Raw genomic sequence first — 26,506 nt, 5'->3', positions numbered from 1 at the left:
GAAAATTCATATCTTTTAAGGCAGCGGTTATTACTGGCGGTATCATGACGAGGGGGTTCGGCCACGTGTTCAACAACTACAGCACCAGTCCATTTTTTGATGAGATGTTTACACCTGAAGGAAAACCGAAAGCCCATTATGAAACGTTCCACGATGTACTGAAACGATTTTCAGAAGATGAGCTGCGCGAGAAACATGAAACGGCGCAATTGTCGTTTCTCCGCCAAGGCATTACGTTCACGGTTTATCATAATAATGTTGGGACTGAACGGACGATGCCATTTGATTTTGTGCCGATTATCATTCCTCCTGAAGAGTGGGAGGTCGTAGAGAAAGGCATGACGCAACGGGCAGAAGCACTCAACCGTTTTTTAGAGGATGTCTACGACAAGCAAGAAATCATAGAAGCCGGGATTGTCCCGCGGTATCTGGTGGAAGATAATCCGTATTATTACGGCAAGCAGATGAAAGGCACCAAAATTCCGCTCAGCAATCACATTTTTCTGGCAGGCATCGACTTGATCCGTGATGAACATGGTAAATACCATGTGCTCGAAGATAATTTGCGCAACCCGTCCGGCTTGTCCTACGTTTATCAGAACCGCTATGTCATGCGCCAAGTGTACCCGGAGTTTTTTGTGAATCACTCGGTGCAGACGCTCGAACGCCAAATGAGCTTTTTGCATGAGTCCATTTTGGATCATGCCCCGGCAAAGGTGAAGGACAAGCCACTAGCGGTTCTATTGACGCCGGGCATGTATAATTCAGCTTATTATGACCACGTCTTTTTAGCGCAGCAAATGGGTATGGATCTCGTCGAAGGGCGCGATCTGGTCGTCCGCAATAATATCGTCTATATGAAATCGATCCGTGGACTCAAGCGCGTCGATATCATTTACCGGCGCATCGATGATGATTTCCTGGACCCTGAAGCGTTCCGCGAAGATTCCACACTCGGCGTTCGTGGATTGATGGAAGCTTACCATCAAGGCAATGTCGCCATCTTGAACGCAGTCGGCAACGGGGTTGCGGACGATAAAGCGATTTATGCGTATGTACCTGAAATGATCCGCTTTTACTTAGGGGAAGAGCCGATCATCGATAATGTCAAAACGTATTTGCTTGATAAACCGGACGAGCGGGAATGGGTATTGGAGCGTTTAGATCAGCTTGTCGTAAAAAACGTCGGCGCATCCGGCGGCTATGACATGCTTATCGGGCCGCACGCATCCAAAGAGCTGATCGAAGAGTTCAGGGAAAAAATTCTTGAAGCGCCCCATCAATACATTGCGCAGCCGACGATCAAATTATCGCGTGCACCGGCTTATCAGGGCGACCAGTTTTACCCTTGCCATGTGGATCTCCGCGTATTCGTCATGAGAGGAAAGAAGACGCATGTATTGCCGGGAGGCTTATCGCGTGTCGCGCTCAAAGAAGGATCACTTGTCGTCAATTCCTCACAAGGTGGCGGTGGAAAAGACACATGGGTGTTTAAGAAGAAAGATGAAAGGGAGGATGCGTAGATGTTAAGCCGTGTTGCGAATTCATTGTATTGGATGTCACGAAACGTCGAGCGGGCGGAGAATAATGCGCGCATCCTCGATGTGCAATTGCTGCAGATGATTGAAGCGGCGGACGAAGAACTGGTGCGCGATTCGGATTGGCGGCTGATTTTCGAAATTTGTGATTCCACGGAAACGATGCGTGAAATCAAACAAAATCCGTCCTATGAAGAAACCGAGCTTGTACAGCATTTGGCAGTATCGAGCGGAAATGCCAATTCGGTCGCCAGTTGTGCGATGGTCGTCCGGGAAAATGCGCGAATTAGCCGAGACCATATTCCGGATGATTATTGGGAAACGTGGAACCGGGCTTATTTGAATTTGCAGGATATTGATTTGGAAAATTGCTCAGTCCGCGAGACGAAGAAGTTTTTGGAGGAAGTGAAGACGACTTCGCTCATCTCCCAAGGAATTGTTGAATCTTCGATGTCCCGCGGCGTGGCGTATCAAATGATCAAGATCGGCAAATGGCTTGAACGGGCCGAGAAGACAGCGCGCATTTTAAATGTCGTATGCGAACGGACCCATGAGCGGCTCCGGAAAGAAAATACGGACGATTATCACTTCTGGCTGGCGGCGCTGAGGATGACCAATGGCTATAGCGCGTATCTGCAAAACAATCCGCCGCGCATGGAACCGAAAAAAGTGCTCGACTTCCTCATCTCCGATAAAAGTTTTCCAAGATCGATCCGCTATTGCCTCGACCATGTAAGAGAAGCGGTGGAAGAACTTGAATCCGGCAAAGTGTCGCATTATTCATGGGAGCTGTATGCCAAGCTTGATGAAGTACGGACTTCATTTAATGAAACAGATATTGAAGCGCTCGATTCCGATGAATTGATGCATTTCTTAAATCGTTTTCAGGACGGCTGCAATGACATCAGCAGAATTTTCTCAAGCACATATTATCTGACCGATCCGGAAGCGGAGTCGGCTGTGGCCTTCCAATCCCAAGGGATGGAGACGAAAGGAATAACTTCTATGAAATACAAAATCGAACATACCAATATTTTTCAATACGAAACCATCGTCGACCAAAGCATGAACACGATCCGCCTGAAGCCGAGAACCGATGAATGCCAACGCCTGTTGTCTTACCGTGCGGATATCACGCCGGCGACTTTGACGACCAACCATGTGGATATTTTCGGCAATAATGTCGAGACGTTCTTCATCGCCGAACACCATCAGCACCTCGAAGTGAAGGCGACATCGATCGTCAGCATCCAGAAAAGCCCGTTCATCCATCGCATCGACTATTCGCGGGAAATGAACATCATCTTCCATTCCCAATTGTTTGCTGAGCATTACATGGCGTATTTGAGCAATACCGCCTATACGTACATCCTGCCAGAGCAGTTGGAACTGATTGACCGCGAACTTGGAAAGATGACCAATCCAGTCCAATATTCAATAGAAGTTATGGAATATTTGTTCGACCATTTCACTTATGATGGCGAATCAACTACCGTTACGACAAAAGCGAGTGAATCGTTTGATCTCAAAAAAGGTGTTTGTCAGGACATTACGCACGTCATGCTGGGCATTCTGCGCAGCAAAAACATCCCCGCTCGCTATGTCAGTGGCTATTTGTACGTGGGGGAAGATTCAGCGCTTGTCGGCGATGCAGCAAGCCATGCTTGGGTGGAAGTCATGGTGCCCGGCATCGGCTGGGTAGGGCTCGATCCGACAAACAATGTCGAAGCGCTGGAAAACCATATCCGCGTCGGTACTGGACGTGATTATAACGATGTCAGTCCGGTCCAGGGTGTATACAGAGGCGGCAGCCAATCACTTGATGTGAAGGTGTCGGTCAGCCTGCTCGACCAATAATGCCAATAATCGCTTAACTGTAAAACTGCCCAATCCGTGCCATAATGAAAGGATAAGACAGATGAACGGAGAAGGAGAAATTATGAACACAAATCAATTTAAAGCTTACGGCCTCAGCGACACTATCGTCAAAGCGCTCGAAGGATTAGGCTACCAAGAACCGACAGAAGTCCAGCAACAAGTCATTCCGGCAGCTCTCGAAAAACATGACCTGACCGTCAAATCCCAAACGGGCAGCGGTAAGACGGCTGCATTCGGCATTCCGCTCTGTGAGCTGGTCGATTGGGAGGAAAACAAACCCCAAGCGCTGGTCTTGACACCGACGCGCGAGCTCGCTGACCAGGTGAAAGAAGACATCACCCATATCGGCCGCTTCAAGCGTATCAAGGCAGCCGCAGTATACGGCAAGCAGCCCTTCGCCTACCAAAAAGCAGAGCTCAAGCAAAAATGCCATATCGTTGTCGGAACTCCAGGACGTGTGCTCGACCATATCGAGCGCGGTACATTGCAGCTTGAGAAAATCGAGTATTTAGTGCTGGATGAAGCGGATGAAATGCTCAATATGGGCTTTATCGAACAGGTGGAATCAATCATCAAACAGCTTCCGAAAGAACGAACGACGATGCTGTTTTCGGCAACATTCCCAGGACATTTGGAGAAGCTGCAGCGTGATTTCATGCAATCGCCGCGTTATATCGGCATACAAGCGGCCGACACTTTGGAAGAGCGCATCGAACATTCGCTGTATGTGGTGAAAGAACAAGAAAAATTCCAATTGCTGCGCGATGTGACGGTCGTTGAAAACCCGGACAGCTGCATCATTTTCTGCCGGACGAAAGACCAAGTCGATGCAGTCTCAGAAGGTCTCGAACGCTTGTTTTACACGAGTGATCAACTGCACGGCGGCATGACGCAAGAAGACCGCTTCGGCGTCATGGATGATTTCCGGCGCGGCGAATTCCGTTATCTGGTGGCGACAGACGTCGCGGCACGCGGCATCGATATCGATGGCATCACCCATGTCATCAATTACGACTTTCCGCTCGAGAAAGAAAGCTATGTGCACCGGGCAGGGCGCACGGGCCGTGCCGGAAAAAGCGGCAAGGCAATTTCTTTCGTCACGCCGTTTGAGGACAAATTCCTGAAAGAAACAGAAGATTATCTAGGATTTGAGATTCCGCAAGTAGAACGACCGTCCAAAGAGCAGATCGCATTGGCTAAACCCGCGTTCTCAGAAAAAATCGAGAGCCGCCAAAAACCGAAAAAGCATAAAGCAGCGGCGCTCAATCAAGACATCATGAAGCTGTACTTCAACGGCGGCAAAAAGAAAAAGCTGCGCGCCATCGATTTTGTCGGCACCTTGACGAGCATACCGGGAGTCACCGCAGAAGATATCGGCATCATCAAAATTCAAGATGGCGTCACCTATATCGACATCCTGAACGGTAAAGGTACCCTTGTATTGAAAGCCATGAAAGATAAAACCGTCAAAGGCAAAACCTTGAAAGTCCATAAAGCCCGAAAATGATAAAATGCCTTCCCAAGAGCAAAAATTGCTGATGGGAAGGCTTTTTTTGTTTGGTTTATAAAGGGTTTTTATCTGGAAATAGGTGGGGCGAAATGGGTGAAAAGATACCGTAATTACATACAACAAGTTCTTTTGTCATGAAAAAACCCTAATTTGTAATCAAATATGCCTGTTGCTGTCACACAACTGTAACCTTCGCGTGCTATTTTAATTTTACTGACAAGCTTACAACATCTTGAACATACACGTAATCAAACAATAGGCAAAGGGGATAGGAACTTGAAAAAATTAATGGCGGCTTTGGGCATGGCATTGTTTTTGTTACTCGGCACTTCACTTACCACTTCTGCAGCATCGGACGTTTATACAGTAAAAAGCGGAGACACTCTTTACAAAATCTCTCAACAAACAAAAGTATCTGTAACTAACTTGAAATCATATAACGGTCTAAAATCAGACTTGATCTATCCGAAACAAAAACTGAAGCTGAAGAAATCGTCAGCCAAACCAGTAGCAGCTTCTAAGCCTGCATCTTCCGGCACGGTCGTGAAGGAATTAACTGTATCCGCAACAGCATATACCGCTTATTGCAAAGGCTGCTCGGGAATCACGAGAACAGGTATCAACTTGAAAAAGAATCCAGGCCTTAAAGTAATCGCAGTCGACCCGAAAGTCATCCCACTTGGCTCTAAAGTATGGGTAGAAGGCTATGGTAACGCAATCGCTGGAGATACAGGCGGCGCAATCAAAGGCAATAAAATCGATGTCTTCATCCCAACTCAAAGCCAAGCGCTCAAATGGGGACGCAAGAACGTAAAAATTAAAATCTTGAAATAAACCAAAACCGGCTCATTGGCCGGTTTTTTTGTGCTTTAAAACAAGTGGCAATTCATTTATTCAGGGTCTCCGTCTCAAGGTTTAAAGAAATTTCATGTTCCTTTAACTTCTTGAGTTTGTATGCAGTTAAAGGAATGTCTTTGTGGGTAAGATCGACGCCGCAAAATCCTTCTCGGTAACTGGAGAGATAGTAAACATGTTAAGCCGCACTGAACGAGCAAAGTCGTTTTTCTGTTCAAATTATTCCACTAAAGAAGCGATTCCCCAACTAGCCGGCAACTATGTACAGAAGCAGATCTGGTTAAACCATCTGCACACAATGAAATCACTCAGCCGCCCAGCGCATACGGGTGAGCCGACGCAATAAGACAAGTGGTCTTCTTGGCTTATTGCACGAGGCCATCCCAAAGCAAGGCGGCGAATATTCGGTAGTTGCCCTAATAGAACAACGGAACAATTCCACAAGAAACCCCTACCTAGCTTCATCTAAGCTAGCCCAGGGAAGCGATTCCCCCCACTAGCCGGCAACTATGTACAGAAGCAGATCTGGTTAAACCATCTGCACACAATGAAATCACTCAGCCGCCCAGCGCATACGGGTGAGCCGACGCCGTAAGTGAAAAGATACATGCAAGCATCCTATGAAAAACCTTGCTCCCACATCTGCGAGCAGATGCGTCGCAAATGAATCGGCTCAACTTCCTCTCGCCAATTCATTGGCTTGCGGCAAGAGGCCATCCCAAAGCAAGGCGGCGAATATTCGGGAGTTGCCCAAATAGGACAACGGAACAGTTCCACAAGAAAACCCTACCTAGCTTCATCTAAGCTAGCCCAGGGAAGCGATTCCCCGCTCTAAAAAGCAAAGCAATTCGGCACATAACTTCCCAACTCCTTATGAAAACTTAGCCCTAATAAACGGATTGCAATGCGAAAATCAAGCTCCTACAAAGAAAATAGCAAGCCTGGAAAACACGAGAAATAAAAAGAGTCAAATGATTCGTTTTTTATAGAAGATACGTATATACTGTTTGTATAGGTAATGTATAACTTTTATAGGGTGAAACGGGGGCTTACGCAATGGCAAAACGGATGATTATTATAGGAGCGGGGCCAGGAGGCTTGGCGGCAGGCATGCTTTTGGCAAGCAAAGGCTACCAAGTCGACATATATGAAAAGCTAGATCGCGTGGGCGGGCGTAATTCTGCTTTGACGCTAGGTGATTTTACATTTGATACAGGACCGACGTTTTTGAGCATGATGCACCTTGTGGAAGAATTATTCGAAACGACAGGGCGCAATGTCCATAATTATATGGAAGCAATCGAACTCGACCCGATGTACGAACTGCGCTTCGAAGACCAGAACTTGGTGATGACGCGAGATCCAGAAGCGATGCGGAAACAAATCGACGAAAATTTCAAAGGCGATGGAGAAGGCTATGCGCGCTTCATGAAAGATACTGGCAAGAAGCTCGAAGCACTGTCTCCGCTTTTGCAGACGAAAATGGACCGCATGACAGACCTTATGCAGCCGAAAGTGATCAAAGCGCTTCCGGAACTTGAAGCCGGCAAGACGCTTTACGATGTGCTGTCGCGCTACTTCAAAGATGAGCGTCTGAAGATGGCATTCGCGTTCCAATCCAAATACCTCGGCATGTCGCCTTGGGAATGCCCGGGCGCCTTTACGATTCTGTCGTATATGGAGCACGCGTACGGCATTTACCACCCGATCGGCGGCGTTAATCAGCTGTCGGCGGCGATGGCGAAAGCAATCAAAGAAATGGGCGGCCGCATCCATCTGGGCAAAGGTGTCCAAAAACTTTGGATCGAGGGACGCACAGTGAAAGGCGTCGACTTGATTGATGGCAGTCGGGAAGCAGCGGATGAAGTCATCATCAATGGCGATTTTGCCCATGCGATGACTCATTTGGTGGAACCAGGCATCTTGAAGAAATATACGCCAGCAAAGCTCGACAAGAAAAAGTATTCGTGTTCGACATTTATGTTGTATTTAGGGCTCGACAAGAAATACGATTTGTCCCACCATACGATTGTCTTTTCGAAGGATTATAAAAAGAATGTAGAAGAAATGACGAAGTCGAGAATCTTATCGGCTGACCCGTCGATCTACGTCCAGAACGCCAGCGTGACCGATCCGACTTTGGCTCCGGAAGGAAAATCCGCGCTCTATATATTGGCGCCGGTGCCGAATAACTTCAGCGATATCGGCTGGGAACATGAGCACGAAGCGTTCCGCGAATTGGTTTTGGATATTATTGAAGAGAAAACGGATTTTAAAAACTTGCGCGACCATATCGAAGTTGAGAAAATCTTGACGCCATTCGGCTGGGAATCGGATTACTCCGTTTATCGTGGCGCGACATTCAATCTTGGCCATCAACTATCGCAAATGATGGTGTTCCGTCCGCACAATAAATTCGAAGAGCTCGGCAATTGCTGGCTGGTCGGCGGAGGAACGCATCCTGGCAGCGGCTTGCCGACCATTTTGGAATCCGCCCGTATCACCACGAACGGCATTTTAAAAGAAGATGGCAAAAGCACGATTCCGATTAGCCCGCTTCCGAAAGTGGGGGGATTTGCATGAGGATTGCCATAATCGGCGGCGGCATCGGCGGCTTGATGGGAGCTCTTTATTTAACGAAGCAAGGCTACGATGTCACCATTTATGAAAAAGAACATAAACTGGGGGGCAGGATGGCGTTTGTTGAACGGGATGGGTCTCGCATCGATGAAGGCCCGACGATTGTCCTGCTGCCCGAAATGTTCCGTGATTTAATTGGCCAAGCAGGAATTGATCCAGGTAAAATCGAATTATTATTATGTGACCCGCTTTATACAATCCGTTTTACGGACGGAAAAGTATACACGAAATATCCCGGCCGTGAGCGACAATTGCAGGAAATTGAAGAACAATTTCCCCAAGAAAAAGAAGGTTTTATCCGATTCATGGATGAAGGGCAGAAGCGTTTCGATATCGGCAAACCGGCCTTTTTGGAACATGATTTCGTCCGAAAAGCCGATTTCTGGACGTTTCGCAACATCCGTAATTTGATGCAGTTGAAACCCCAGCAGTCGGTCCACAGATTGATGGAAAACTATTTCAGGGACGAACGCTTGCGGCTCGCCTATTCCTTGCAGGCGCTTTATATCGGCGGCGACCCGTACCGCGCACCCGCGATGTATTCGCTTGTGCCGTTCAGTGAACACCAGCACGGCGTCTATTACGTAAAAGGCGGCTATGCCAGTATCATTCCGGTGATGGAAGAGGAGCTGCGCTCCCGAGAAGTCGACATCCGGATGAACACAAGTGTCCAGCGCATTTTGAAAAAAGGCGGGCGGGCTACTGCAGTCGAAACGGAAGGCGGCATCGAGGAATATGATGCGATTGTCTATAACGGCGATTTCCCCGGCATGAAAACATTGGCGCCGGCCAAAAAGGAAAAAGAGTTCACAGCCTCTTCTGCCTGTGTGTTGATGTATTTCGGATTAGACCGGGTTTATGAAGATGTAAATGTCCACCAATTCTTTATCGGTGATGATTATAAAGAGCATATGGAAGATGTGTTTGTCAGAGGACAGAAGACGAAAAATCCAGCGTTTTATACATTCCACCCTTCGGTCATTGATGACTCGCTCGCACCAAAGGGCAAGTCGGTGCTGTACGTGCTCGTTCCGGTTCCATCCGGCACGGAGATCGACTGGACAGGCGATGAGGAGTGGGTCGGGCGCATTTTGGACCGCATGGAGGATTTGTCATTTCCAGGCCTTCGGGAAGCGACCGAATGGATGGAAGTGAGAACACCGAAAGATGCGGAAGCATTCGGATTATTCAAAGGAGGCAGTTTCGGCATCGCGCCGTCATTGAATCAATCCGGTGTATTCCGCCCTCAGATCAAGCCGTACAAGACAGAAAACCTGTATGCAGTTGGAGCATCCGTCCATCCGGGCGGCGGCATTCCAATCGTCATGCAAGGCGCAAAATTACTGGCCGAGAGAATCCACAGCGATTTGAAGAAAAGGGGCGGTTCATGATGGAATTGAAGCAAGCCTATAGCTATTGCGAGCGCATTATTGCTGACAACTCGAAAAGCTTCTACAAGGCATTTTCCCTCCTGCCTAAAGAAAAACGCAAAGCGGTTTGGGCAGTTTATGCCTTCTGCCGGAAAGTCGATGACATTGTGGATGAGGGCAGCGATCCTGAAACCGAATTATATGCATTCCGAAAAGAGTTTGATGATTTTCTGGCAGGATCGATTCGCTGGGATGATCCGATGTGGCTGGCGCTTGAAGACGTGTTCGAAAGTTACGATATGGATGCCAGTGCCTTTTACGGCTTGATCAAGGGTCAGGAAATGGATTTGACGATCAACCGTTACCGGACACTGGATGAATTGCTTGATTACAGTTACCATGTCGCCAGTACGGTCGGCTTGATGCTGTTGCCGGTATTGGCGCCAGGGCGCACCGAGTTGTTGAAAGACGGCGCGGTTTCCCTCGGCTACGCGATGCAGATCACCAATATCCTGCGTGACATCGGCGAAGACTTGTCGATGGGCCGCATCTATCTGCCGCAGGATATCATGAACAAATACGGCCTTGCCGAAGAAGCGCTCGGCAGTGGAACGGTTTCGCAATCATTCATCCAAGTTTGGGAAGAACTGGCCAAAATTGCTGAATTCCATTACGATCGCGCTTTTGAGACGATGGACGATTATCCTTTGTCTTCCCGGGTTCCGGTCAAAGGGGCTGCGCTAGTTTACCGGGAGATCCTGTCGACCATCCGTTCGAAAGAATATACGGTATTCCACCAAAAACATTACGTTACAGAAGACTCCAAACAATCCATTTTGGCGTGCTTATAAAATAGGACATAAGAAAAGCTGTTGTCATTTTTCGCCTTTGGCGGATGACAACAGCTTTTTTTGTGTTGGTTATAAATGTTTTCGGATCAAGCGGCGGGCGACGTTCAGCCCGCTTAATGTCACCATTGGGGATCCGCCTCCAGGGTGGACGCTGCCGCCGACAAAATACAATCCGTCGATGTCGCGGCTGGCATTGCCAGGCCGCAAGAACGCATCTTGCGGCCGATTGGAAGAAGGACCATATAACGCTCCGCGGTGAGATCCGAATTTATCGCGGATAAAGGCAGGGGTGAAGATTTTTTCTTGTTTGATGTGTTCTCGGATAAAGATGCCGTAATGCTCCAGTAGGTCATAAATCCGTTCTTTATAGCGCTCGGGATCGATCTGCAGCTGGTTATCGGCCGTTAAGGCAGGGGCATTCACGAGAATGAACAAATTGTCGCCCTCCGGCGAAACGGATGGATCGCTATGAGAAGAATTGCTGATGTAGATGGTTGGATCGTTGCTATAGGAGTTGTCGGCAAACAACTCCCGGAATTCGCCGGGATAATCGCCTGAAAAAAAGACATTATGATGCTTTAGTTCCGGGAGGCGCACATTGAGCCCTGCGGTAATGACAAATGCAGAGATCGACGGTTCGAACTTATCGCGTTTGGCGTTGCGGAAAGACGGACGCTTTTGTTCCTCTACGAGTTCCGGAAAAGCGGATAATAAATCGCCGTTTAAAATGACAGCATCAGCTTCGACCATCCGTCCATCCGCCAGTTCCAATCCGCATGCTTGTCCCTTTTCTGTCAGAATGCGGGTGACCGCCGTATCTGCATGGAGTTGTGCACCGCATTCGGATGCCACTGCTGCAAAACCTTTTGCAATCGAAGTGTTGCCGCCTTTCACATAAAACACACCTTGTGCGAGCTCCAAATGCGCGATCATGGCAAAAGTTGCCGGGGCTTTGTAAGGCGACGAGCCGATATAAGTAGCATAGCGACCGAACGCCTGGCGAAGGCCAGGATGTTTGAAGTAGCGGCCGAAAAAGCGGTCCATCGATTCGTATGGCCGCACCTGCAGCAAAGCTTTTCCAAGTGCTGGAGATAAATAATCACGGAACGACTGAAAACTCAAGGGAAAGAAATACTGTTCAGACAGACGGTAAAGTCGTTCGGTTTCTTTGAGGAAAGCATCATAGCGCCCAGCGGCAAATGTATCGAGCATTTTGAGTTGGCGCATCATGCCGTCGCGATCGGCGGTAAAGTCGATCTGGCTGCCATCTGGAAAATGGTTGCGTGTATGGACATCAAGCTTCTCGAGCTGGAAATATCGTTCAGGATCTCGTCCGGTTTGCGAAACGACTTGCTGGAAGACTCCAGGCAAGGTGATGGTGTTCGGGCCGAAGTCAAAGCGGTAGCTGCCGAGTTCGACAGGCATCAGCTTGCCCCCGAAATGGCTGTTTTTCTCGAATAGGCTGACGCGCATGCCGGCGTGGGAGAGCGTTACAGCCGCCGCCAAGCCGCCAAGCCCGCCGCCGACAATCGCTATATGGGGTCGCTTCATGAATAATGCCTGCCTTTCCATGTGTAGGACTCTTTTTTCAACGATTTGCGCATAGCGGTCAACATGACAGCGAGCATCGCCGCTGCCTGCAGCGGCATAAGAAACGCCAAGTACCAGCGTTGATTGGTCACCATATCGACGTACCAGCGCTGCAGAACCGTCAATGCGTAGGGAACGAGCCATAGCAAGTTGCCGGTGAATAAACCGGCTGCGGCCAAAAATAGCGGGAAAATGTAAAAGGCTGCATAAAATAGCGTCAGAAGGATTGCAATCAGCGGTGAACGGCCGATGCCGGTGTAGCTGTTTTTCAAGAAGCCTTCCCACACTTCGCCTGGAGTTTCATACATCCGGCATTTGACGGAAGCGGTAATGTTTGCGAGCAGCACTTTATGCCCGTGCCGTTTTAATGTGCGTGCAATATGCACATCCTCGACGAGTGAAGTGCGCACAGCGCTATGGCCGCCGATCGAATCATATGCTTTGCGTTCGAATGCCATCCACATGCCGTTGGCAGCGGTGGCTGCCGGAAACTTCGTATAATTGGCGAGCAGCAGCGGCAAATGGAAAAATACGACGAAATGCAGCATCGGCACTAGCAGTTTGCTGAGGAATACCGGCACATCGAATGCGGGAAAGCCGGAAAGCAGCGCTGCTTTGCGTTTTTCCATCAAGCTCAATGTCTGGCGTATGGCCTGTTTACGGAAACGGACATCAGCATCGACGAAAAATAGGTACTCCCCGTGAGCGTGCTGTTGCAGCTGATGGCAAGCATGAACTTTACCGACCCACCCCTCAGGCAGTTCCACGCCTTGCAAGACGGTGAAACGGCTGTCGCCGTCAATTTCACGGTCAAGCGCGGCTTGAGTGCCGTCAGTTGATTGGTCGTTCAAAATGATGAATTCAGCATGTTCCCAATCGGTTTCCTTGAGCGAACGCACTATAGACGGAACGTTGCGTTCTTCGTTGCGCATCGGCACTAGTACCGAGACGAAAGGGCTTTTTGCCAAAGCAGGCTGTTTCGGAAGCGCTGGCAGGAAAACGCGGTTGATGACGATCCAAAGAAAAAAGGCGATATGAAACGTGATCAAAACCGTCATGTGTTGCGCCTCCTTTTCAGCATATCCTGGAACTCTTCGTAATTTTCTTCCAATACATCCTCTTTCAAACGGTCAAGCGCGGCAATTTCACGGTTCTGCAACCATAACGTTCTTTCATGTCTGGACCCTTCTGGAATATCAGTGAGCGCTATGGCTTTGCCTTGGTCGATCCATACTTCAGGCTTTTTCTCCCGGCGCATCGAATAATAGAAGCGGACAGGAATTAGCGGAACGTCCGGGCATTTCTCCATCAAATACAAGGTGCCTGTATGGAATTGCAGGGGGCGGGTTTCTAGATGATATTCATCGCCTTGCGGAAATAAGATGACCGTTTTGCCTTGTTTCAACAAACCTTCTGCATAGCGCAGCGAGGCGAGTATGTCTTTCGGATTGTTTCGGTCGATGGAGAAGGCACCGAGCCGCCTGAAAAAAGGAAACTTTTTCAGCCCGCGCTCGTGCATCATAATATGTACATCGAGTTTCCAGAAACGGTGATTCAGGAAAAAGAACAACAGGCCATCCCACCATGAACTATGATTTGAAATAATCAGTGCCGGCCCTTTAGGCGCTTCGATGCCGCGGCCGTATAGATGTGAAAATGACCTGCGGATCGACGGCAGCAAATAAACGGCGAAGGCGCGTTCAAATAGGCCAGACTTTTGGGCCGGCATCATTGTGGACGCCTCTTCCATGCCACGAAGACGATAAGTGCCGTCAGTGCCGAAGTCAGCAATGCCGCGAGCCACAAGCCGCCGATCGCTCCGAGCAGGATGAACATGGCGATCATCAGCACATATAAAAGAACCATGCGGTTTTCCGCTTGCTCTGCTTGCACATGCAGCTTCCGGTAGCGGAAGGCCGCATCCAAGATCAAGTGAAGAACGAATGCCACGATGAACCAGCCGGTGAAGTTTGTCCACGGGATATCGTAATAAAAGCCGGTATCCTCCCATATCCAGTAGCCTTTGATCTGGTAGGCGACAGGGTCGATGATCAAATCGATGATGACTGCGGCAATGCCGCCAACTGCTGCGTACATAATACCGCCAGCTGGTACAATCCAGCGCGCGATGACATGGCTCGTGGCCATGACCATAAGCCAGGCAAAACCGATGGCAATCGGAACGCCAAAGACATTAGGGGCAAAGCGGTCAGTGTAATCATAAGAACCGAATAAAAATCCACTGTCGGCTCCAGCCCATTCAACGATGAATGTAGAAAAGAATATGAGCACGCCGACCGATCCGCCGACACGAGCGCCGAAGCGGTTCCATAAATAAAGAAAGCCGAGCGTTCCGGCGAGTATGAGGAAGAACGCATTGGCCCATTCCAGCCACCAAGGCAATAAATCAAAGCTCAGCAAGATAACGCCGCATATGTACCAAAAAATAAACAATTTAAAAATACGATCTTCCCATTTCACCAGCAGCACCCCATCTAAATTAGTTATACAAATAGTGTACAACATTAGTCGGGAAAGACGAAAGAAAAGGGCGGTTCACTTTGAATGCAGGATATCAAAATAAAAAATGAAGATTTTACATAAGTTACGAAGCTTGTCAGGACGGTATATTTATGAGGAAAATGTTATAAATGAGCGCAGAATTTTCAGTGAAATATTGCAGGGAATCCTGCAAATGTGTATACTCAAAGGAAGCAACAGAGCGTGTTCTTGCGATGGGGGTATGGAATATGCAGGATTTACTGCGAAATGTGTCAGCGTCTTATGAAAATTTCAGTTCGGGCCAGAAGAAAATTGCGGATCTCTTTGTCCGTGAACCGATCTTTCTTGCTTTTTCACCCGCATTGGAAGTGGGGAAACGGGTGCACGTCAGTGAGTCGACCGTCATCAGGTGGACGCAGAAACTCGGTTATCGGGGTTATACAGAATTTCAGCATATGCTTCAGCGCAAACTGGCGGAAGAACGGCTGGAAAAGGCTAGAGAAGAACCGCTAGCGATAGCCGCGGATCAATCGTTTTTGGAAAATTTGCTCGATGCAGACATTTCAAGCATTTTAAAGCTCAAGCAGACCATCAATGAGGACAATTTATTGCAGGTGGTCGATCGCATCAGCAGTGCCGAAACGCGCTATATAACTGGCAATTTCTTCGATTTCGGCCTTGCCGAATGGTTTGCCGGCTGGCTCAATAGCGCGCTTGGCGATACGGCTATGATGCAGCCGGGCACCGCTAGTTACTATCGTCAATTGGCGGTTCTCGGACCGGGGGACACGATTGTCGCTTTTGCATTCCCACGCTATACGCGTACTTTGATCGACACTTTGGAGTTCGCTAAGGGGCGCGGTGCCACAGTAATCGTCTTGACCGACCGGGAAGATTCACCGGCAGCGCAAAGTGCGGACATGGTGCTCGCCGTTTCAGTTAATGCCAATCTTAATATCGATTCTTATACGGCGGTCCACGCATTGTTGACGTCCGTCATGCGCTTTCTCTATGTGAAAGAACATGCAAAAGTCAAAGAAAAGCTCGCACAATTGGAAGCGGCATACAGCGATCAAGACATCTTCATATAACCGAACCCATCGCAGGCACGTCCCGAATCGCTCCGGCGTTTTGGTCAACTATATACGAAAAGGGGAGAGCAAGATGAACAAAAAATTTACAACGGCAGGCGTAATTTTAACAGCAGGCATGCTTCTCGCAGCTTGTGGATCGGATGACTCAACAACCGGCTCGGAAGGATCAGAAACCGAAGGAACAGGCAGCGATCTGAACTTAGTAGAAGAAGGAAAATTCACGTCCGCATCCAGCGGCTTGTATAAACCGTTCAACTATGAAGAAGGCGGCAACTTGACCGGCTTTGACATTGAAATCGGCAATGCACTTGCAGAAGAGATGGGCCTTGAGCCGAACCCGGTGACCACACCTTGGGAAACGATCATTCAAGGGCTGACGACCAACCGCTTTGATGCCATTCTAGGTTCAATGGCTATTACAGAAGAACGCGAAGAGCAAGTTTCGTTCTCGGACCCATACTATTACTCGGGCGGCGTTATCTTTGTCCGTGAAGGCAATACAGAAATTCAATCTGAAGCAGATCTTGAAGGCGCAACAATCGGCGTAGTCGGGCAAAGTACATACGACACGGCTGCCCAGCGCTATACGGATGACATCCAGTATTACAATAGTGATGTTGTCGCATTGCAGGATTTGACGGTTGAAGGCCGCCTGGACGCAGTTATCACGGCTGACGTTGTCGGTTTTGAAGCACAAAACGCCGGACTTGAAATCGAAATGGTCGGCGATCCGCTATGGATTGAGCAAGCAGCGGTAGCAGTCCGTCCGGAAGATGAGGAATTACTCGCGGCAATCAACGAAGCGCTTGCGGCAATCATCGAAGATGGAACGTATGCTGAGATTTCCGAAAAATGGTTCGGTCGCGACCTCCTTGATGTAGATCTAGAAGGAATCGATATTCTTAACTAATTACAGTTGAGAAGAGGAGGGGAAACGGATTATGTTTGAGTTATTCGGAACGGTATATGAGGTCTTTATGCGAACGTATCCGGGCTTCTTGCGAGCAGCGGTCGTTACGCTTCAATTAACCGCAGTCGGTGTTATATTAGGGACAGTTATCGGTTTGGTCTTTGCCTTGATGAAAATTTCAGGATCAAAAATCCTTCAAGCCATCGCCAATATCTATATTACGATCATCCGCGGTACACCGCTGATCGTACAAATTATGTTCCTGTATTTCGGGATAGTAGAAATTTATACAATGTCGAATTTCTGGGCAGGCGCCATCGCGCTTGGAGTCCATAATGGCGCGTACATAGCGGAAATTTTCCGCGGCGCCATTCAAGGGGTCGACCCAGGACAACGCGAAGCGAGTATGTCGCTCGGGATGAACCGCAAACAGACGATGCAGCGGATCGTTTTCCCGCAAGCACTTCGCCGTTCGATTCCGCCGCTTGGCAACCAGTTTATCATTACATTAAAAGATTCATCGCTTGTATACATTATCGGTGTCGCGGAGATTTTCTCCCTCGCCAACCGGGAAGCGGCGCAATCTTTCCAGCCATTTGAATCGTTCATTGTCGTCGCGCTTTACTACTTGGTGCTCGTCATGATCTTCACGTACTTGCTGCGTTGGTATGAAAACCGGCTTGATGTGGACAAGAAAACAGCCTAAGGAGGAGCAGTTATGATTATTGGAGAAAATATACACAAATCCTTTGGTGATCTCGAGGTGTTGAAGGGCGTGGATCTCCACGTCAAACCCCAAGAGGTGGTTGTTCTGGTCGGTGTCAGCGGATCTGGCAAAAGTACGCTGCTCAGATGCTTTAACTTCCTGGAGATGATTAACGAAGGGTCTATTACGATCGACGGCAAAAAAGTCGATCCCAAAAAGGACAATTTGACGAAAATCCGTGCTGAAGTCGGCATGGTGTTCCAGCATTTCAATTTGTTCCCTCATAAAACGGTGCTTGAGAATGTCATCGAAGCGCCTATCACGGTCAAGAAAATGAATAAGGACAAAGCGAAAAAACTTGGGCTCGAACTATTGAAGAAGGTCGGCTTGAGCGATAAAGCGGACGTCTACCCGAGCAAATTGTCAGGCGGTCAAAAGCAACGTGTGGCCATTGCACGCTCGCTGGCAATGGAGCCGAAAGTGATGCTGTTCGACGAGCCGACCTCGGCGCTCGATCCAGAACTTGTCGGAGAAGTGCTGCAAGTTATGAAGCAGCTTGCTGAAGAAGGCATGACGATGGTCGTTGTGACCCATGAGATGAAGTTTGCCAAAGAAGTAGCGGACCGCATCATCATGATCGATCAAGGGACCATCATCGAGTCGGCAGATCCGAAAAATTTCTTTGGAAATCCGCAGCATGAACGAACTCGCCAGTTTATCCAATTAGTTGAATAAAGATTTGCATGTAAGTACATGATTTAATGCATGCAGCTGATACAAAAAAACAGATCCGGATCCGGATCTGTTTTTTTGTATTAGAGGTTGATGGCAAGGTCGGCTTTTTCATAAAGGTCGACTACAAGCGTTTGAGTGGCACCGTTTTCTTTTTGCAGTTGCAAGGGTTGTAAACAAAGTTGGAGGGTGATTAAAATACTTTCTTTGACTAATGACGTTTTCAGCCCTCAAAAGAGGATAAAGACTATTAATAGAGAGAATTCGAGGAGGAGACGGCATGAAAATAGAGGAAATAATGACAACTGATGTAGAGACCTGCCCGCCGACTGTAACAATCCAAGATATTGCTGCCAAGATGCGCGAAATCAATGTCGGTTCAATTCCGATTTGTGAAGAGGGAAAGATTGTGGGCATCGTCACGGATCGTGACATCGTGCTGAGGGGCATTGCGGAAGAACTTGAGACGGATGCGCCCATTTCAGAAATTTTTTCGGAAACTTTAATTACCGGAACTGAAGAAATGCTTGTTGAGGAGGCGGCGAATTTGATGGCCAAGCACCAAATCCGCCGTTTGCCGATTGTGCGTCAAGAACAAATCGTTGGCATCGTCTCGCTCGGCGATATCGCCATTAGGGGCAAGGCAGCGCATGAAGCAGAAATTGTACTTGAAAAAGTTTCAGAACCGGCAAAACCGCGTCGTTGAGCGGAATAGAACAGGAGGCGCGAGATGGAAACGAAAGAAACCCCGAATGCACTGGAAGTAAAGGCTAAGAAAAGTGCAGCGGTGCTGCAAACGGCCAATGCTAAAGTGATGAACATTCAATTACGTAAAGGTGAAGCTATCCCGGAGCATAATGCGGATGCTGAAGTAGTCATCGTGGTTAGAAAAGGGCGTGTTCGGTTCACATCGGATGGTGAAACTGTTGAGGCGACGCCGGAAAACGTCCTGCATCTGGCTCCTATGGAAAATCACCAGCTTCTAGCTGAGGAAGACAGCGATTTGCTGGTATTTCAAATTAAAGCCTAATAACCTCTCAGGCTGACGCTTGAGAGGTTTTTTTAAAAGGATTAATAAAATTTATAGTTTACAAGAAGCAGGCATTTCCTGAACCATGAAATTAGGTAGTTCTCTAAAGCTTGAACTGCCGACCCGCCCGTTCCATACTGCTGGGCATTACTTTGCTGAACTCGAATCCAAGATGTTTTCTACCATTCAACTTGTTCAGGATATTCAGCCTGGATGCCGATTTCGTGGATCGGTTGCTTGCCAGGCGCAGCCGCACCAATTACTTGTTTACGGAATGCTTGATATTCCGGGTCCTGCAAGGCGAGTTTCATAGCAATTGTGGACAAACTTTTCTCACGTTGCTGCCTGGTCATGTCGATGTATTTCAAATTCAACAAGTCGACATACTGGATCGCATAATCATTGACCGGCGGTGATTTGCGGAACGCCTCCAAAATGGCTTTGTATTCTTCTTCAGGTACATGGCCGTGCAGGCAATCGAGCACGAGCGCCTGGAATTTAGCGATGACCGGTGCGTGGACGTCCGCCAGTAAATCACCTTGTTTGTCCTGGTAAAGCCGTGTGAAGTCTTTTAAGGCGTAAGCTGCATACAACAGCTCCGGCCATAACACTTCCGCGGAAAAGTAAATATTCTTGTCCGGCGCGATAAAGCCGTGCTGTTTTTTCGTATGCTCGTGTAAGCCGTTAAAGACGAAATCGACGTTGCGGTCGCCTTGGGCAGCGTGGCGGATTTCATAGGAAATACTGAGGATGCGCAGTCGGGAACCTTCGTAGCCGTGGTATTCGCCTTCTTTTCCGATGACTTTATAAATTGCCTGGTTCAATTCATCCAAATCAAAATAATCACCGCTGATCTTGACGCCGGTATGGTTCGGGGTCGTTTTCATGCTTAACATAAACAGCCTCCTTAACGTTTCGGTTGATAGCCAAGCTGCTCGAACAGCTCAAGTTTTTCGTCTTCTGTCAGGTTGCGCCATTCGCCGACTTTCAAATTACCGAGGCGCAAATTCATGATGCGGATCCGCTGCAGCCGCTTCACTTCATAGCCGAGTGCTGTACACATGCGGCGGATCTGTCGGTTTAGCCCTTGTTTGATCGTCAGCTTGAACACTTGCTTGGCAATTTTTTCGGCTTCGGCAGGGAGAGTGACGGTATCTAGAATTTCCACACCGCTCGCCATCTTTTCCAGAAACTCATCGGTAACCGGTTTATCGACCGTGACGATATATTCTTTTTCATGCTCGTTTTCAGCACGCAGAATTTCGTTGACGATGTCGCCATCGTTGGTCATGAGAATCAGCCCTTCGGAATCTTTGTCGAGCCTGCCGACATGGAAGATACGCTCGGGGTGGTTGATGAAGTCAACGATATTGCCGTCGATGTGCCGCTCGGTCGTGCTGGTGATACCGATTGGCTTATTGAGCAGTAAATAGACATATGCGCGCTCGGGTTGTTCGATCAGCTTGCCGTCTACGTAGACTTCATCCCCGTATTCCACTTTGCTGCCGAGCTCAGCTTGTTGGCCATTGATGGATACGCGGCCGGCTTCGATGAATTTATCCGCACCGCGGCGGGATGTAATGCCTGTTTCACTCAGGAATTTATTGATTCGCATAAAAAAGTCCTTTCGGTTTAAGTATTTCCTCTGTCTCGTACCCATTATACTCCAGATGTCCCGAGGATAAAAAAATTTTGTAGGCTAACAGTTGCAATTTTCCGATTAATTTGACAATATATAGAGGCGAGCTCCAAAAAAAGCATACACATGAAACGTTTGTGTAAGCGCATACAAGTTGGGGCGAAACCAAACGAGGGAGAGATGTAGAATGGTTTATGCAGTTCCGAATACAGAGGGGTCAAAAGTAAATTTCAAAGAGCAGTACGATAATTATATAAACGGTGGATGGCAAGCGCCGAAAAATGGCCAGTATTTTGAAAACTTATCACCGGTCAACGGTAAAGTCTTCACAAAAGTGGCGCGTTCGAGCGCAGAAGACGTGGAGTCGGCGCTCGATGCTGCCCATGCTGCGAAAGAAGCGTGGGGGAAAACTTCAACGACGGAACGCGGCAATATCCTGCTGAAAATCGCTGACCGCATGGAAGCGAACCTAGAGATGCTGGCAGTGGCTGAAACGTGGGATAACGGCAAGGCTGTGCGTGAAACATTGAATGCCGATTTGCCGTTGGCGATCGACCATTTCCGCTATTTTGCGGGCGCAATCCGTGCACAAGAAGGCGGCATCAGCCAAATCGACAACGATACGGTTGCTTATCATTTCCATGAGCCGTTGGGCGTAGTCGGGCAGATCATTCCTTGGAACTTCCCATTGCTTATGGCGGTATGGAAACTCGCTCCGGCACTTGCTGCAGGAAACTGCGTCGTCTTGAAGCCTGCTGAGCAGACTCCGGTAAGCATTCTCGTCTGGGCAGAGCTGGTCGGCGACTTGCTTCCTCCAGGCGTCTTGAATATCGTCAACGGTTTTGGCCTCGAGACGGGCAAACCGCTGGCATCAAGCCCGCGCATCAGCAAAATCGCTTTCACAGGCGAAACGACGACAGGCCGCATGATCATGCAATACGCATCTCAAAACTTGATCCCGGTGACACTTGAGCTCGGAGGTAAATCTCCGAATATCTTCTTCAAAGACGTCATGGACCAGGACGATGCATTTTTGGATAAGGCAGTAGAAGGATTCGTCATGTTCGCCCTGAACCAAGGCGAAGTATGTACATGCCCATCCCGTGCATTGATCCAGGAAGATATTTACGAAGAGTTCATGAAACGCGCCATCAAGCGCGTAGAAGAAATCAAAACCGGCAACCCGCTGGATCCGGCAACGATGATGGGAGCGCAGGCTTCAAACGAGCAGCTGGAGAAAATCCAATCCTACTTGGAAATCGGGAAACAAGAGGGCGCGGAAGTGCTTGCCGGCGGTGACCGCAATATGCTAGAAGGCGATCTTGCAGAAGGCTTCTATATCCAGCCTACCGTCTTTAAAGGCGACAACACGATGCGCATTTTCCAGGAAGAAATTTTCGGGCCTGTACTCGCGGTGGCTACATTCAAAACAAAAGAAGAAGCGATGGAACTTGCCAACGACACGCTTTACGGCCTTGGAGCCGGTATTTGGACGCGTGATACGAATACAGCGTATCGCTTCGGACGCGGCATCCAGGCGGGCCGTGTGTGGACGAACTGCTACCACCAGTATCCGGCGCATGCGGCATTCGGCGGCTACAAAATGTCCGGCTTCGGGCGTGAGAACCACTTAATGATGCTCAGCCATTACCAAAACACGAAGAACATGCTCGTCAGCTACAGCGAAGACAAGCTCGGGTTCTTCTGATCAGAAAGAAGGGCTAGCCATGACAGAACGGGTAATTGCCACAGACGCTGCACTCGAATTGATCGAGTCGTTGAAACAAAAGCACGGGCCAGTGATGTTCCATCAATCGGGCGGCTGCTGTGACGGCAGTTCCCCGATGTGCTACCCGGAAGGTGATTTGATGGTCGGTGATCAAGATGTATTGATGGGTGTCATCGGCGACAGTAAATTTTATATGCATAAAAGCCAGTTTGAGTATTGGCGGCATACCCAATTGATCATTGATGTCGTCCCGGGACGCGGTGGAATGTTTTCGCTTGAAGGGTCGGAAGGAAAGCGTTTTTTGACCCGGTCGCGTGTGTTCACGAAAGAAGAACAACAACAACTGCAAAATCAATAAGAGAAAACTCCGGATGAAATGCATCCGGAGTTTTCTCTGTTCAATGGCTGAAACATTTTAAAAGGCAGGATTGATCGAGGCTGTTTCAGAGGGATTTCGAAAGCTTTTGCAGGAGCATGAAAATACTATAACAAGAGCGGCAATCATGGAAAAATGCGTCCGAAAATGGTATAATAGCAGAATGAAAGGTGGTCATCCATGTGACGAATTTAGCTAACCGGGTATCCCATGAACAAGCCAATCACGCGATTTCCTGCGCCGCACACTCTCTTGTAACGGAAGGGTTTGATGTGACCCATGAAGACCGGAATTTTGTCCGCTCTGTATTGACTGGAGAACGGACAGAAGCTCAATTCCATCAGGCCATCAAAGCACGTTTCGATGTCTAAGTATCAGCACAGTTCCATGTATAGCTACCCCGGAACCGATGTGCTGGTGAACGCATTTGATATCCATGACGAGGATAAACTAAAAGAAATCGAGACGGTCTATGCACTCTACCGGTTGTCCGAATTGCAATTAAAGGAACCGAAAGACCCGACAGATTTGGCTGTATTCCTCGATATCCATCGCTGCCTATTGCAGGACGTATACCCGTTTGCAGGTAAGCTACGTGAGGAGATGACTTCAAAAGGAAGTTCGACATTTGCCCACCCGAAACATCTGGCAGGCCAATTAAAACAGCTTTTTGACGAATTAGCTGAAGAGGGTTACTTGAAAGGCTTAAGCAAGGATGCTTTTATCCGGCGGCTCGCCCATTATTTGGCGGAGCTGAATGCGCTCCATCCTTTCCGGGAAGGCAACGGCAGAGCGGTCCGGGAATTTGCCCGCCAGCTTGCGAGAAATGCCGGCTACCGGTTGGATTGGGAAAAGATCAAAGAGCCTGCCCATATCATTAATGCGTTTGTGGACTCTTTCAATAAAGACAACGAGCGATTGGAAGCGTTATTAGCAGAAATCACACAAGCAGAAAAATAAGCTGAACACCGGAATCTTCCGGCGTTCAGCTTATTTTCTTTCCGCTTTTTCGCTAGTGTCGTGGCTTGTCGGGTCTAATGGTGCAGGGTTAGCCTCTAGCCAGCCGATAGCGAAGTTGACAAGCGGCTGCATGGCGACCAGCTTGATTGCCGCTTGGCCGAGCGATCCTTCAATGACTTGCCCTGGAAAATCTTTCGCGATTTCCGGGAACCGTTCTGAATCCATATCGACGCAATCGTATGCGACCCATTGCCGTTCCCCGTCGACGAACATCGCAGCTCCTTGCGGCGATGTGGTGCGGTTGTCTTGTGCAAACTCGGCATAATGAAGTGCGGTGCAGGAGTCGAACCCTGTGCCAATCAACAGTATGTTAACGTCTTGCGCCATCATTTTCCCGAGCGGGGAAGCGGGTCCAAAAGAATCGTCAAGCGGCTGTTCACGCATCCATTCTGCTGCATAGCGTCCCCATGCGATAAAGGAATGTGCAGGGTGCGGGCTGCGTCTTGTTGCCGGATGGCGGTGAAGGCATTCCGGAATTTTCCCCATGCCGCGCATATTCGTCAAATCGGGATCATAAGCGGGCATGTGGTCGCGCGTCGGCTGATGCCAGTTTTCTGGAATGGGCGGTGCCATCCAATAGACAGGATCGGAGTTATCGGCAGACTGCGAAGGCATGACAAGCGTTCCTTGAGGTGTCAGCACTTCCATGAGCGCTTCAACGACTGCCTGAGCGCCTCCTGCAACCCAGCCGATCGATTTTAGCGAGGAATGGACCATGAGCTGGTCTCCAGCTGCAATGCCAAGTTCCTGCAATTGCCGCTTCAACGACTCTTTCGATTGGAATTCCGGTGTATTGAGTATTTGAAAAAGGTCCGACATGATGTTATTCCTCCTTTTTTCCACTTTACCATAGAGCAGCTGGTTAGATTTTTCTTGATCCCGTTTCGCTGAGCCATGAAATTCCCGTTGATTGAAGTTTATCGATAACGGGAATGGCGGAGGAGAGGAGTGATGCACAATGGAAGCTAGAGCTATGAGTGAATCGCGGACGATCCAGACCAAATTGGTGCTGCCGCCGGATACCAATCACATGGAGTCGATTTTTGGCGGGAAAGTGCTTGCCTATATCGACGAAGTGGCAGGTATTTCAGCGATGAAACATGCGCGGCGCCACGTCGTCGTGACGGCTTCGATCGACTCGGTTGATTTCATGTCTTCGGCAAAAGTTGGGGATGTGCTTGAATTGGAAGCGAATGTCACTTCGACCGGCAGAACGTCGATGGAAGTGTATGTCCGCGTCAAATCGATCAACTTGGAAACCGGGGAAGAGCGCTTGACCACGGAGTCGTTTCTGACGCTCGTCGCAATCGGTGACGACGGCAAGCCGACCCCCGTTCCAGCGGTCTACCCGGAAACAGAAGGCGAGAAGCTGTTTTTCGAATCCGCTCCAGCGCGCCGTGAATACCGGAAAAATCGTGTCAAAACGCCAAGATGAAAAGGATCCTAAAGGGGATCCTTTTTTACTTCCTCTTTAACATTGGCGAGTGCCGTGCCTGCTTTGTTTGAAATGACTGACATGCTCCCGTCCGTTTCCAAAATGACGGCTTGGATGTTTTTCAAATCACCTTCCCCTGAATTGCGGATTGCCTGCATGATTTCAATGTCTTTAATGCGTTCTTTGCGCATCGCTTGTGTCAAAAACTCACCCTCAAGAAATACAAGCCGCGGTTCGGATTTGATCAATTGGTTGAATCCTTTAGAGCGGACGGCGGTAAACGTGATCAAGTATTGCAGGGTGATCAGAACGGCAAAAGCGGTCAAGCCTTCCCAAAGACTGATACTGCTGTCCAATAATATAGTGGCAAGCGTGGAACCGAGAGCTACTGTAACGATCAAGTCAAAGGCATTTAGTTTTGTTAACGTGCGCTTGCCAGAAGTCCGTAAAAATATCAGTAAACCGATATAAGCCAACACGCCTACAGTGACGATGCGGATAAAACTGTCCCAAGTAATCTCAAACATTCGCTTGTGCTCCTTTTTTGGGTTTTATCTAATATAAGTTTATCTTATCAACATGTGGATAAGTCTGTTTTTATTAAAAATCGGCAGTGAATTGCAATATTTACTCACATAACCCACGGAATTTTATTGAATATTGTGCATAACTACCGATTCTCCCCAATTATTGTGCCATTTCCCTCGAAACGTTCTTATCAAACAGTGGCTTGTGGATAGTTTTTATTTTCGAATAAATCTTGTCATTTGCATAGCGTTTGACAGTGAACAGCCAAGAAAGCGCATCATGTGTTCAATCGGCCTGATTTCGGGAATAGTACCAGCAATGATGTGCAAGGAGAGGTGAGATGTGATGGCAGTTCTTCATTTTTTCCGTTTGTTAGGCTTGGCTGTATTTTTCTTGGGCAGTGCGCTATTCCTCATTACTGTACTGAATAGCGGGCTCGGGTTTATTGATACCGCTTGGCTGAAAGCCCCATTTTGGCGTATTTATTTATTTTTTGCGGTTTCGGGAATCCTGTTATATATCCTCATTACGTTCAGGAGGAAAAATGGCACATAAAAAAGCACCAGATAAGCC

At 48.5% G+C, this 26,506-nt stretch carries 27 protein-coding genes; 19 read left to right on the top strand and 8 right to left on the bottom strand.

Annotated elements, in window-relative coordinates; all coding sequences use genetic code 11:
* Positions 1–65: 65 nt before the first annotated feature.
* The 7 genes from ACFO5U_RS10820 to ACFO5U_RS10790 all read left to right on the top strand — a co-directional run bounded on the left by ACFO5U_RS10820 (position 66) and on the right by ACFO5U_RS10790 (position 10,642).
* On the top strand, positions 66–1,523 hold the full coding sequence (locus tag ACFO5U_RS10820; protein WP_377279078.1) for a circularly permuted type 2 ATP-grasp protein: 1,458 nt from the start codon (positions 66–68) through the stop codon (positions 1,521–1,523).
* Positions 1,524–3,395 (top strand): alpha-E domain-containing protein, encoded by a 1,872-nt coding sequence (locus ACFO5U_RS10815; protein ID WP_377279077.1) that lies wholly within the window; start codon positions 1,524–1,526, stop codon positions 3,393–3,395. It begins immediately after the preceding gene.
* 82 nt (positions 3,396–3,477) lie between these two features.
* Positions 3,478–4,923: a DEAD/DEAH box helicase gene (locus ACFO5U_RS10810; protein WP_377279076.1), complete on the top strand. Its 1,446-nt coding sequence runs from the start codon at positions 3,478–3,480 to the stop codon at positions 4,921–4,923.
* Positions 4,924–5,202: 279 nt separating this feature from the next.
* Entirely contained in the window at positions 5,203–5,760 is a 558-nt protein-coding gene (locus ACFO5U_RS10805) for a 3D domain-containing protein (RefSeq protein ID WP_377279075.1), read from the top strand.
* 1,077 nt (positions 5,761–6,837) lie between these two features.
* Positions 6,838–8,364 (top strand): phytoene desaturase family protein, encoded by a 1,527-nt coding sequence (locus ACFO5U_RS10800; RefSeq protein WP_377279074.1) that lies wholly within the window; start codon positions 6,838–6,840, stop codon positions 8,362–8,364.
* The gene (locus ACFO5U_RS10795; RefSeq protein ID WP_377279073.1) at positions 8,361–9,812 is read left to right on the top strand and encodes a phytoene desaturase family protein; all 1,452 of its coding nucleotides are present in this window, start codon (positions 8,361–8,363) and stop codon (positions 9,810–9,812) included. The genes ACFO5U_RS10800 and ACFO5U_RS10795 overlap by 4 nt, the downstream gene beginning before the upstream one ends.
* Positions 9,812–10,642: a phytoene/squalene synthase family protein gene (locus ACFO5U_RS10790; RefSeq protein ID WP_377279491.1), complete on the top strand. Its 831-nt coding sequence runs from the start codon at positions 9,812–9,814 to the stop codon at positions 10,640–10,642. The genes ACFO5U_RS10795 and ACFO5U_RS10790 overlap by 1 nt, the downstream gene beginning before the upstream one ends.
* Positions 10,643–10,711: 69 nt before the next feature.
* Here ACFO5U_RS10790 and ACFO5U_RS10785 read toward each other — a convergent pair whose 3' ends face one another.
* From ACFO5U_RS10785 to ACFO5U_RS10770, 4 genes are read right to left on the bottom strand one after another with little or no spacing between them, the layout of a single operon-like run.
* The gene (locus ACFO5U_RS10785; protein WP_377279072.1) at positions 10,712–12,193 is read right to left on the bottom strand and encodes a phytoene desaturase family protein; all 1,482 of its coding nucleotides are present in this window, start codon (positions 12,191–12,193) and stop codon (positions 10,712–10,714) included.
* A complete protein-coding gene (locus tag ACFO5U_RS10780) occupies positions 12,190–13,290 on the bottom strand; it encodes a glycosyltransferase family 2 protein (protein ID WP_377279071.1) in 1,101 nt (366 codons plus the stop codon). The genes ACFO5U_RS10785 and ACFO5U_RS10780 overlap by 4 nt, the downstream gene beginning before the upstream one ends.
* Positions 13,287–13,964, bottom strand: coding sequence for a lysophospholipid acyltransferase family protein (locus ACFO5U_RS10775; RefSeq protein WP_377279070.1), 678 nt, complete (start codon positions 13,962–13,964; stop codon positions 13,287–13,289). Before ACFO5U_RS10775 ends, ACFO5U_RS10780 begins: the two co-directional genes overlap by 4 nt.
* The gene (locus ACFO5U_RS10770) at positions 13,961–14,713 is read right to left on the bottom strand and encodes a carotenoid biosynthesis protein (RefSeq protein WP_377279069.1); all 753 of its coding nucleotides are present in this window, start codon (positions 14,711–14,713) and stop codon (positions 13,961–13,963) included. Before ACFO5U_RS10770 ends, ACFO5U_RS10775 begins: the two co-directional genes overlap by 4 nt.
* Before the next feature lie 269 nt (positions 14,714–14,982).
* Between ACFO5U_RS10770 and ACFO5U_RS10765 the strand changes: the two genes are divergently transcribed.
* The 6 genes from ACFO5U_RS10765 (at position 14,983) to ACFO5U_RS10740 (ending at position 19,206) form a co-directional block, all read left to right on the top strand.
* Positions 14,983–15,825: a MurR/RpiR family transcriptional regulator gene (locus ACFO5U_RS10765; RefSeq protein ID WP_377279068.1), complete on the top strand. Its 843-nt coding sequence runs from the start codon at positions 14,983–14,985 to the stop codon at positions 15,823–15,825.
* 73 nt (positions 15,826–15,898) lie between these two features.
* Positions 15,899–16,738: a transporter substrate-binding domain-containing protein gene (locus ACFO5U_RS10760; RefSeq protein WP_377279067.1), complete on the top strand. Its 840-nt coding sequence runs from the start codon at positions 15,899–15,901 to the stop codon at positions 16,736–16,738.
* Between the two features lie 31 nt (positions 16,739–16,769).
* Positions 16,770–17,444, top strand: coding sequence for an amino acid ABC transporter permease (locus ACFO5U_RS10755; RefSeq protein WP_377279066.1), 675 nt, complete (start codon positions 16,770–16,772; stop codon positions 17,442–17,444).
* Positions 17,445–17,456: 12 nt separating this feature from the next.
* Positions 17,457–18,179, top strand: a complete 723-nt coding sequence (locus tag ACFO5U_RS10750) for an amino acid ABC transporter ATP-binding protein (RefSeq protein WP_377279065.1) — start codon at positions 17,457–17,459, stop codon at positions 18,177–18,179.
* Positions 18,180–18,456: 277 nt separating this feature from the next.
* Positions 18,457–18,882 (top strand): CBS domain-containing protein, encoded by a 426-nt coding sequence (locus ACFO5U_RS10745; RefSeq protein WP_377279064.1) that lies wholly within the window; start codon positions 18,457–18,459, stop codon positions 18,880–18,882.
* A 24-nt stretch (positions 18,883–18,906) separates the two neighbouring features.
* Positions 18,907–19,206 carry an AraC family ligand binding domain-containing protein gene (locus tag ACFO5U_RS10740; RefSeq protein ID WP_377279063.1) on the top strand — a complete coding sequence of 100 codons (300 nt, stop codon included), beginning with the start codon at positions 18,907–18,909 and terminating at the stop codon, positions 19,204–19,206.
* A 179-nt stretch (positions 19,207–19,385) separates the two neighbouring features.
* Here the strand turns inward: ACFO5U_RS10740 and ACFO5U_RS10735 are convergent, their stop codons facing one another.
* Complete coding sequence (locus tag ACFO5U_RS10735) at positions 19,386–20,102, bottom strand: DUF6904 family protein (RefSeq protein ID WP_377279062.1); 717 nt, start codon at positions 20,100–20,102, stop codon at positions 19,386–19,388.
* A gap of 11 nt (positions 20,103–20,113) precedes the next feature.
* Positions 20,114–20,821 carry a 23S rRNA pseudouridine(2604) synthase RluF gene (rluF, locus tag ACFO5U_RS10730; RefSeq protein ID WP_377279061.1) on the bottom strand — a complete coding sequence of 236 codons (708 nt, stop codon included), beginning with the start codon at positions 20,819–20,821 and terminating at the stop codon, positions 20,114–20,116.
* A gap of 211 nt (positions 20,822–21,032) precedes the next feature.
* Here rluF and adh point away from each other — a divergent pair, with 211 nt between their 5' ends.
* The 4 genes from adh (at position 21,033) to ACFO5U_RS10710 (ending at position 23,910) form a co-directional block, all read left to right on the top strand.
* Entirely contained in the window at positions 21,033–22,553 is a 1,521-nt protein-coding gene (adh, locus tag ACFO5U_RS10725; RefSeq protein WP_377279060.1) for an aldehyde dehydrogenase, read from the top strand.
* A 19-nt stretch (positions 22,554–22,572) separates the two neighbouring features.
* Positions 22,573–22,932 (top strand): DUF779 domain-containing protein, encoded by a 360-nt coding sequence (locus tag ACFO5U_RS10720; protein ID WP_377279059.1) that lies wholly within the window; start codon positions 22,573–22,575, stop codon positions 22,930–22,932.
* A 200-nt stretch (positions 22,933–23,132) separates the two neighbouring features.
* Positions 23,133–23,321, top strand: a complete 189-nt coding sequence (locus ACFO5U_RS10715) for a hypothetical protein (RefSeq protein ID WP_058382723.1) — start codon at positions 23,133–23,135, stop codon at positions 23,319–23,321.
* Positions 23,314–23,910, top strand: coding sequence for a Fic/DOC family protein (locus ACFO5U_RS10710; protein ID WP_377279058.1), 597 nt, complete (start codon positions 23,314–23,316; stop codon positions 23,908–23,910). Before ACFO5U_RS10715 ends, ACFO5U_RS10710 begins: the two co-directional genes overlap by 8 nt.
* Positions 23,911–23,940: 30 nt before the next feature.
* On the opposite strand, the gene ACFO5U_RS10705 is transcribed toward ACFO5U_RS10710, so the two are convergent.
* Positions 23,941–24,789, bottom strand: coding sequence for an AAC(3) family N-acetyltransferase (locus ACFO5U_RS10705; RefSeq protein ID WP_377279057.1), 849 nt, complete (start codon positions 24,787–24,789; stop codon positions 23,941–23,943).
* Between the two features lie 139 nt (positions 24,790–24,928).
* On the opposite strand from ACFO5U_RS10705, the gene ACFO5U_RS10700 reads away from it, so the two are divergent.
* The gene (locus ACFO5U_RS10700) at positions 24,929–25,405 is read left to right on the top strand and encodes an acyl-CoA thioesterase (protein ID WP_377279056.1); all 477 of its coding nucleotides are present in this window, start codon (positions 24,929–24,931) and stop codon (positions 25,403–25,405) included.
* Positions 25,406–25,413: 8 nt separating this feature from the next.
* On the opposite strand, the gene ACFO5U_RS10695 is transcribed toward ACFO5U_RS10700, so the two are convergent.
* The gene (locus ACFO5U_RS10695; protein WP_377279055.1) at positions 25,414–25,932 is read right to left on the bottom strand and encodes a DUF421 domain-containing protein; all 519 of its coding nucleotides are present in this window, start codon (positions 25,930–25,932) and stop codon (positions 25,414–25,416) included.
* 343 nt (positions 25,933–26,275) lie between these two features.
* On the opposite strand from ACFO5U_RS10695, the gene ACFO5U_RS10690 reads away from it, so the two are divergent.
* Entirely contained in the window at positions 26,276–26,488 is a 213-nt protein-coding gene (locus ACFO5U_RS10690) for a hypothetical protein (RefSeq protein ID WP_377279054.1), read from the top strand.
* Positions 26,489–26,506: the final 18 nt, after the last annotated feature.

This window comes from Planococcus dechangensis (assembly GCF_042654465.1).
GTDB lineage: Bacteria > Bacillota > Bacilli > Bacillales_A > Planococcaceae > Planococcus > Planococcus dechangensis.
This window is presented reverse-complemented; position numbering and strand designations above follow the sequence as displayed.

Bases quoted from the DNA above. Each gene is read 5' to 3' on its own strand.
- ACFO5U_RS10785 (WP_377279072.1), bottom strand. From the start codon at position 12,193: ATGAAGCGACCCCATATAGCGATTGTCGGCGGCGGGCTTGGCGGCTTG.
- ACFO5U_RS10815 (WP_377279077.1), top strand. From the start codon at position 1,524: ATGTTAAGCCGTGTTGCGAATTCATTGTATTGGATGTCACGAAACGTC.
- ACFO5U_RS10790 (WP_377279491.1), top strand. From the start codon at position 9,812: ATGGAATTGAAGCAAGCCTATAGCTATTGCGAGCGCATTATTGCTGAC.
- ACFO5U_RS10695 (WP_377279055.1), bottom strand. From the start codon at position 25,932: ATGTTTGAGATTACTTGGGACAGTTTTATCCGCATCGTCACTGTAGGC.
- ACFO5U_RS10760 (WP_377279067.1), top strand. From the start codon at position 15,899: ATGAACAAAAAATTTACAACGGCAGGCGTAATTTTAACAGCAGGCATG.
- ACFO5U_RS10780 (WP_377279071.1), bottom strand. From the start codon at position 13,290: ATGACGGTTTTGATCACGTTTCATATCGCCTTTTTTCTTTGGATCGTC.
- ACFO5U_RS10720 (WP_377279059.1), top strand. From the start codon at position 22,573: ATGACAGAACGGGTAATTGCCACAGACGCTGCACTCGAATTGATCGAG.
- ACFO5U_RS10765 (WP_377279068.1), top strand. From the start codon at position 14,983: ATGCAGGATTTACTGCGAAATGTGTCAGCGTCTTATGAAAATTTCAGT.
- ACFO5U_RS10795 (WP_377279073.1), top strand. From the start codon at position 8,361: ATGAGGATTGCCATAATCGGCGGCGGCATCGGCGGCTTGATGGGAGCT.
- ACFO5U_RS10710 (WP_377279058.1), top strand. From the start codon at position 23,314: ATGTCTAAGTATCAGCACAGTTCCATGTATAGCTACCCCGGAACCGAT.
- ACFO5U_RS10705 (WP_377279057.1), bottom strand. From the start codon at position 24,789: ATGTCGGACCTTTTTCAAATACTCAATACACCGGAATTCCAATCGAAA.
- ACFO5U_RS10735 (WP_377279062.1), bottom strand. From the start codon at position 20,102: ATGTTAAGCATGAAAACGACCCCGAACCATACCGGCGTCAAGATCAGC.
- rluF (WP_377279061.1), bottom strand. From the start codon at position 20,821: ATGCGAATCAATAAATTCCTGAGTGAAACAGGCATTACATCCCGCCGC.
- ACFO5U_RS10800 (WP_377279074.1), top strand. From the start codon at position 6,838: ATGGCAAAACGGATGATTATTATAGGAGCGGGGCCAGGAGGCTTGGCG.
- ACFO5U_RS10775 (WP_377279070.1), bottom strand. From the start codon at position 13,964: ATGATGCCGGCCCAAAAGTCTGGCCTATTTGAACGCGCCTTCGCCGTT.
- ACFO5U_RS10745 (WP_377279064.1), top strand. From the start codon at position 18,457: ATGAAAATAGAGGAAATAATGACAACTGATGTAGAGACCTGCCCGCCG.
- ACFO5U_RS10750 (WP_377279065.1), top strand. From the start codon at position 17,457: ATGATTATTGGAGAAAATATACACAAATCCTTTGGTGATCTCGAGGTG.
- ACFO5U_RS10700 (WP_377279056.1), top strand. From the start codon at position 24,929: ATGGAAGCTAGAGCTATGAGTGAATCGCGGACGATCCAGACCAAATTG.
- ACFO5U_RS10740 (WP_377279063.1), top strand. From the start codon at position 18,907: ATGGAAACGAAAGAAACCCCGAATGCACTGGAAGTAAAGGCTAAGAAA.
- adh (WP_377279060.1), top strand. From the start codon at position 21,033: ATGGTTTATGCAGTTCCGAATACAGAGGGGTCAAAAGTAAATTTCAAA.
- ACFO5U_RS10810 (WP_377279076.1), top strand. From the start codon at position 3,478: ATGAACACAAATCAATTTAAAGCTTACGGCCTCAGCGACACTATCGTC.
- ACFO5U_RS10755 (WP_377279066.1), top strand. From the start codon at position 16,770: ATGTTTGAGTTATTCGGAACGGTATATGAGGTCTTTATGCGAACGTAT.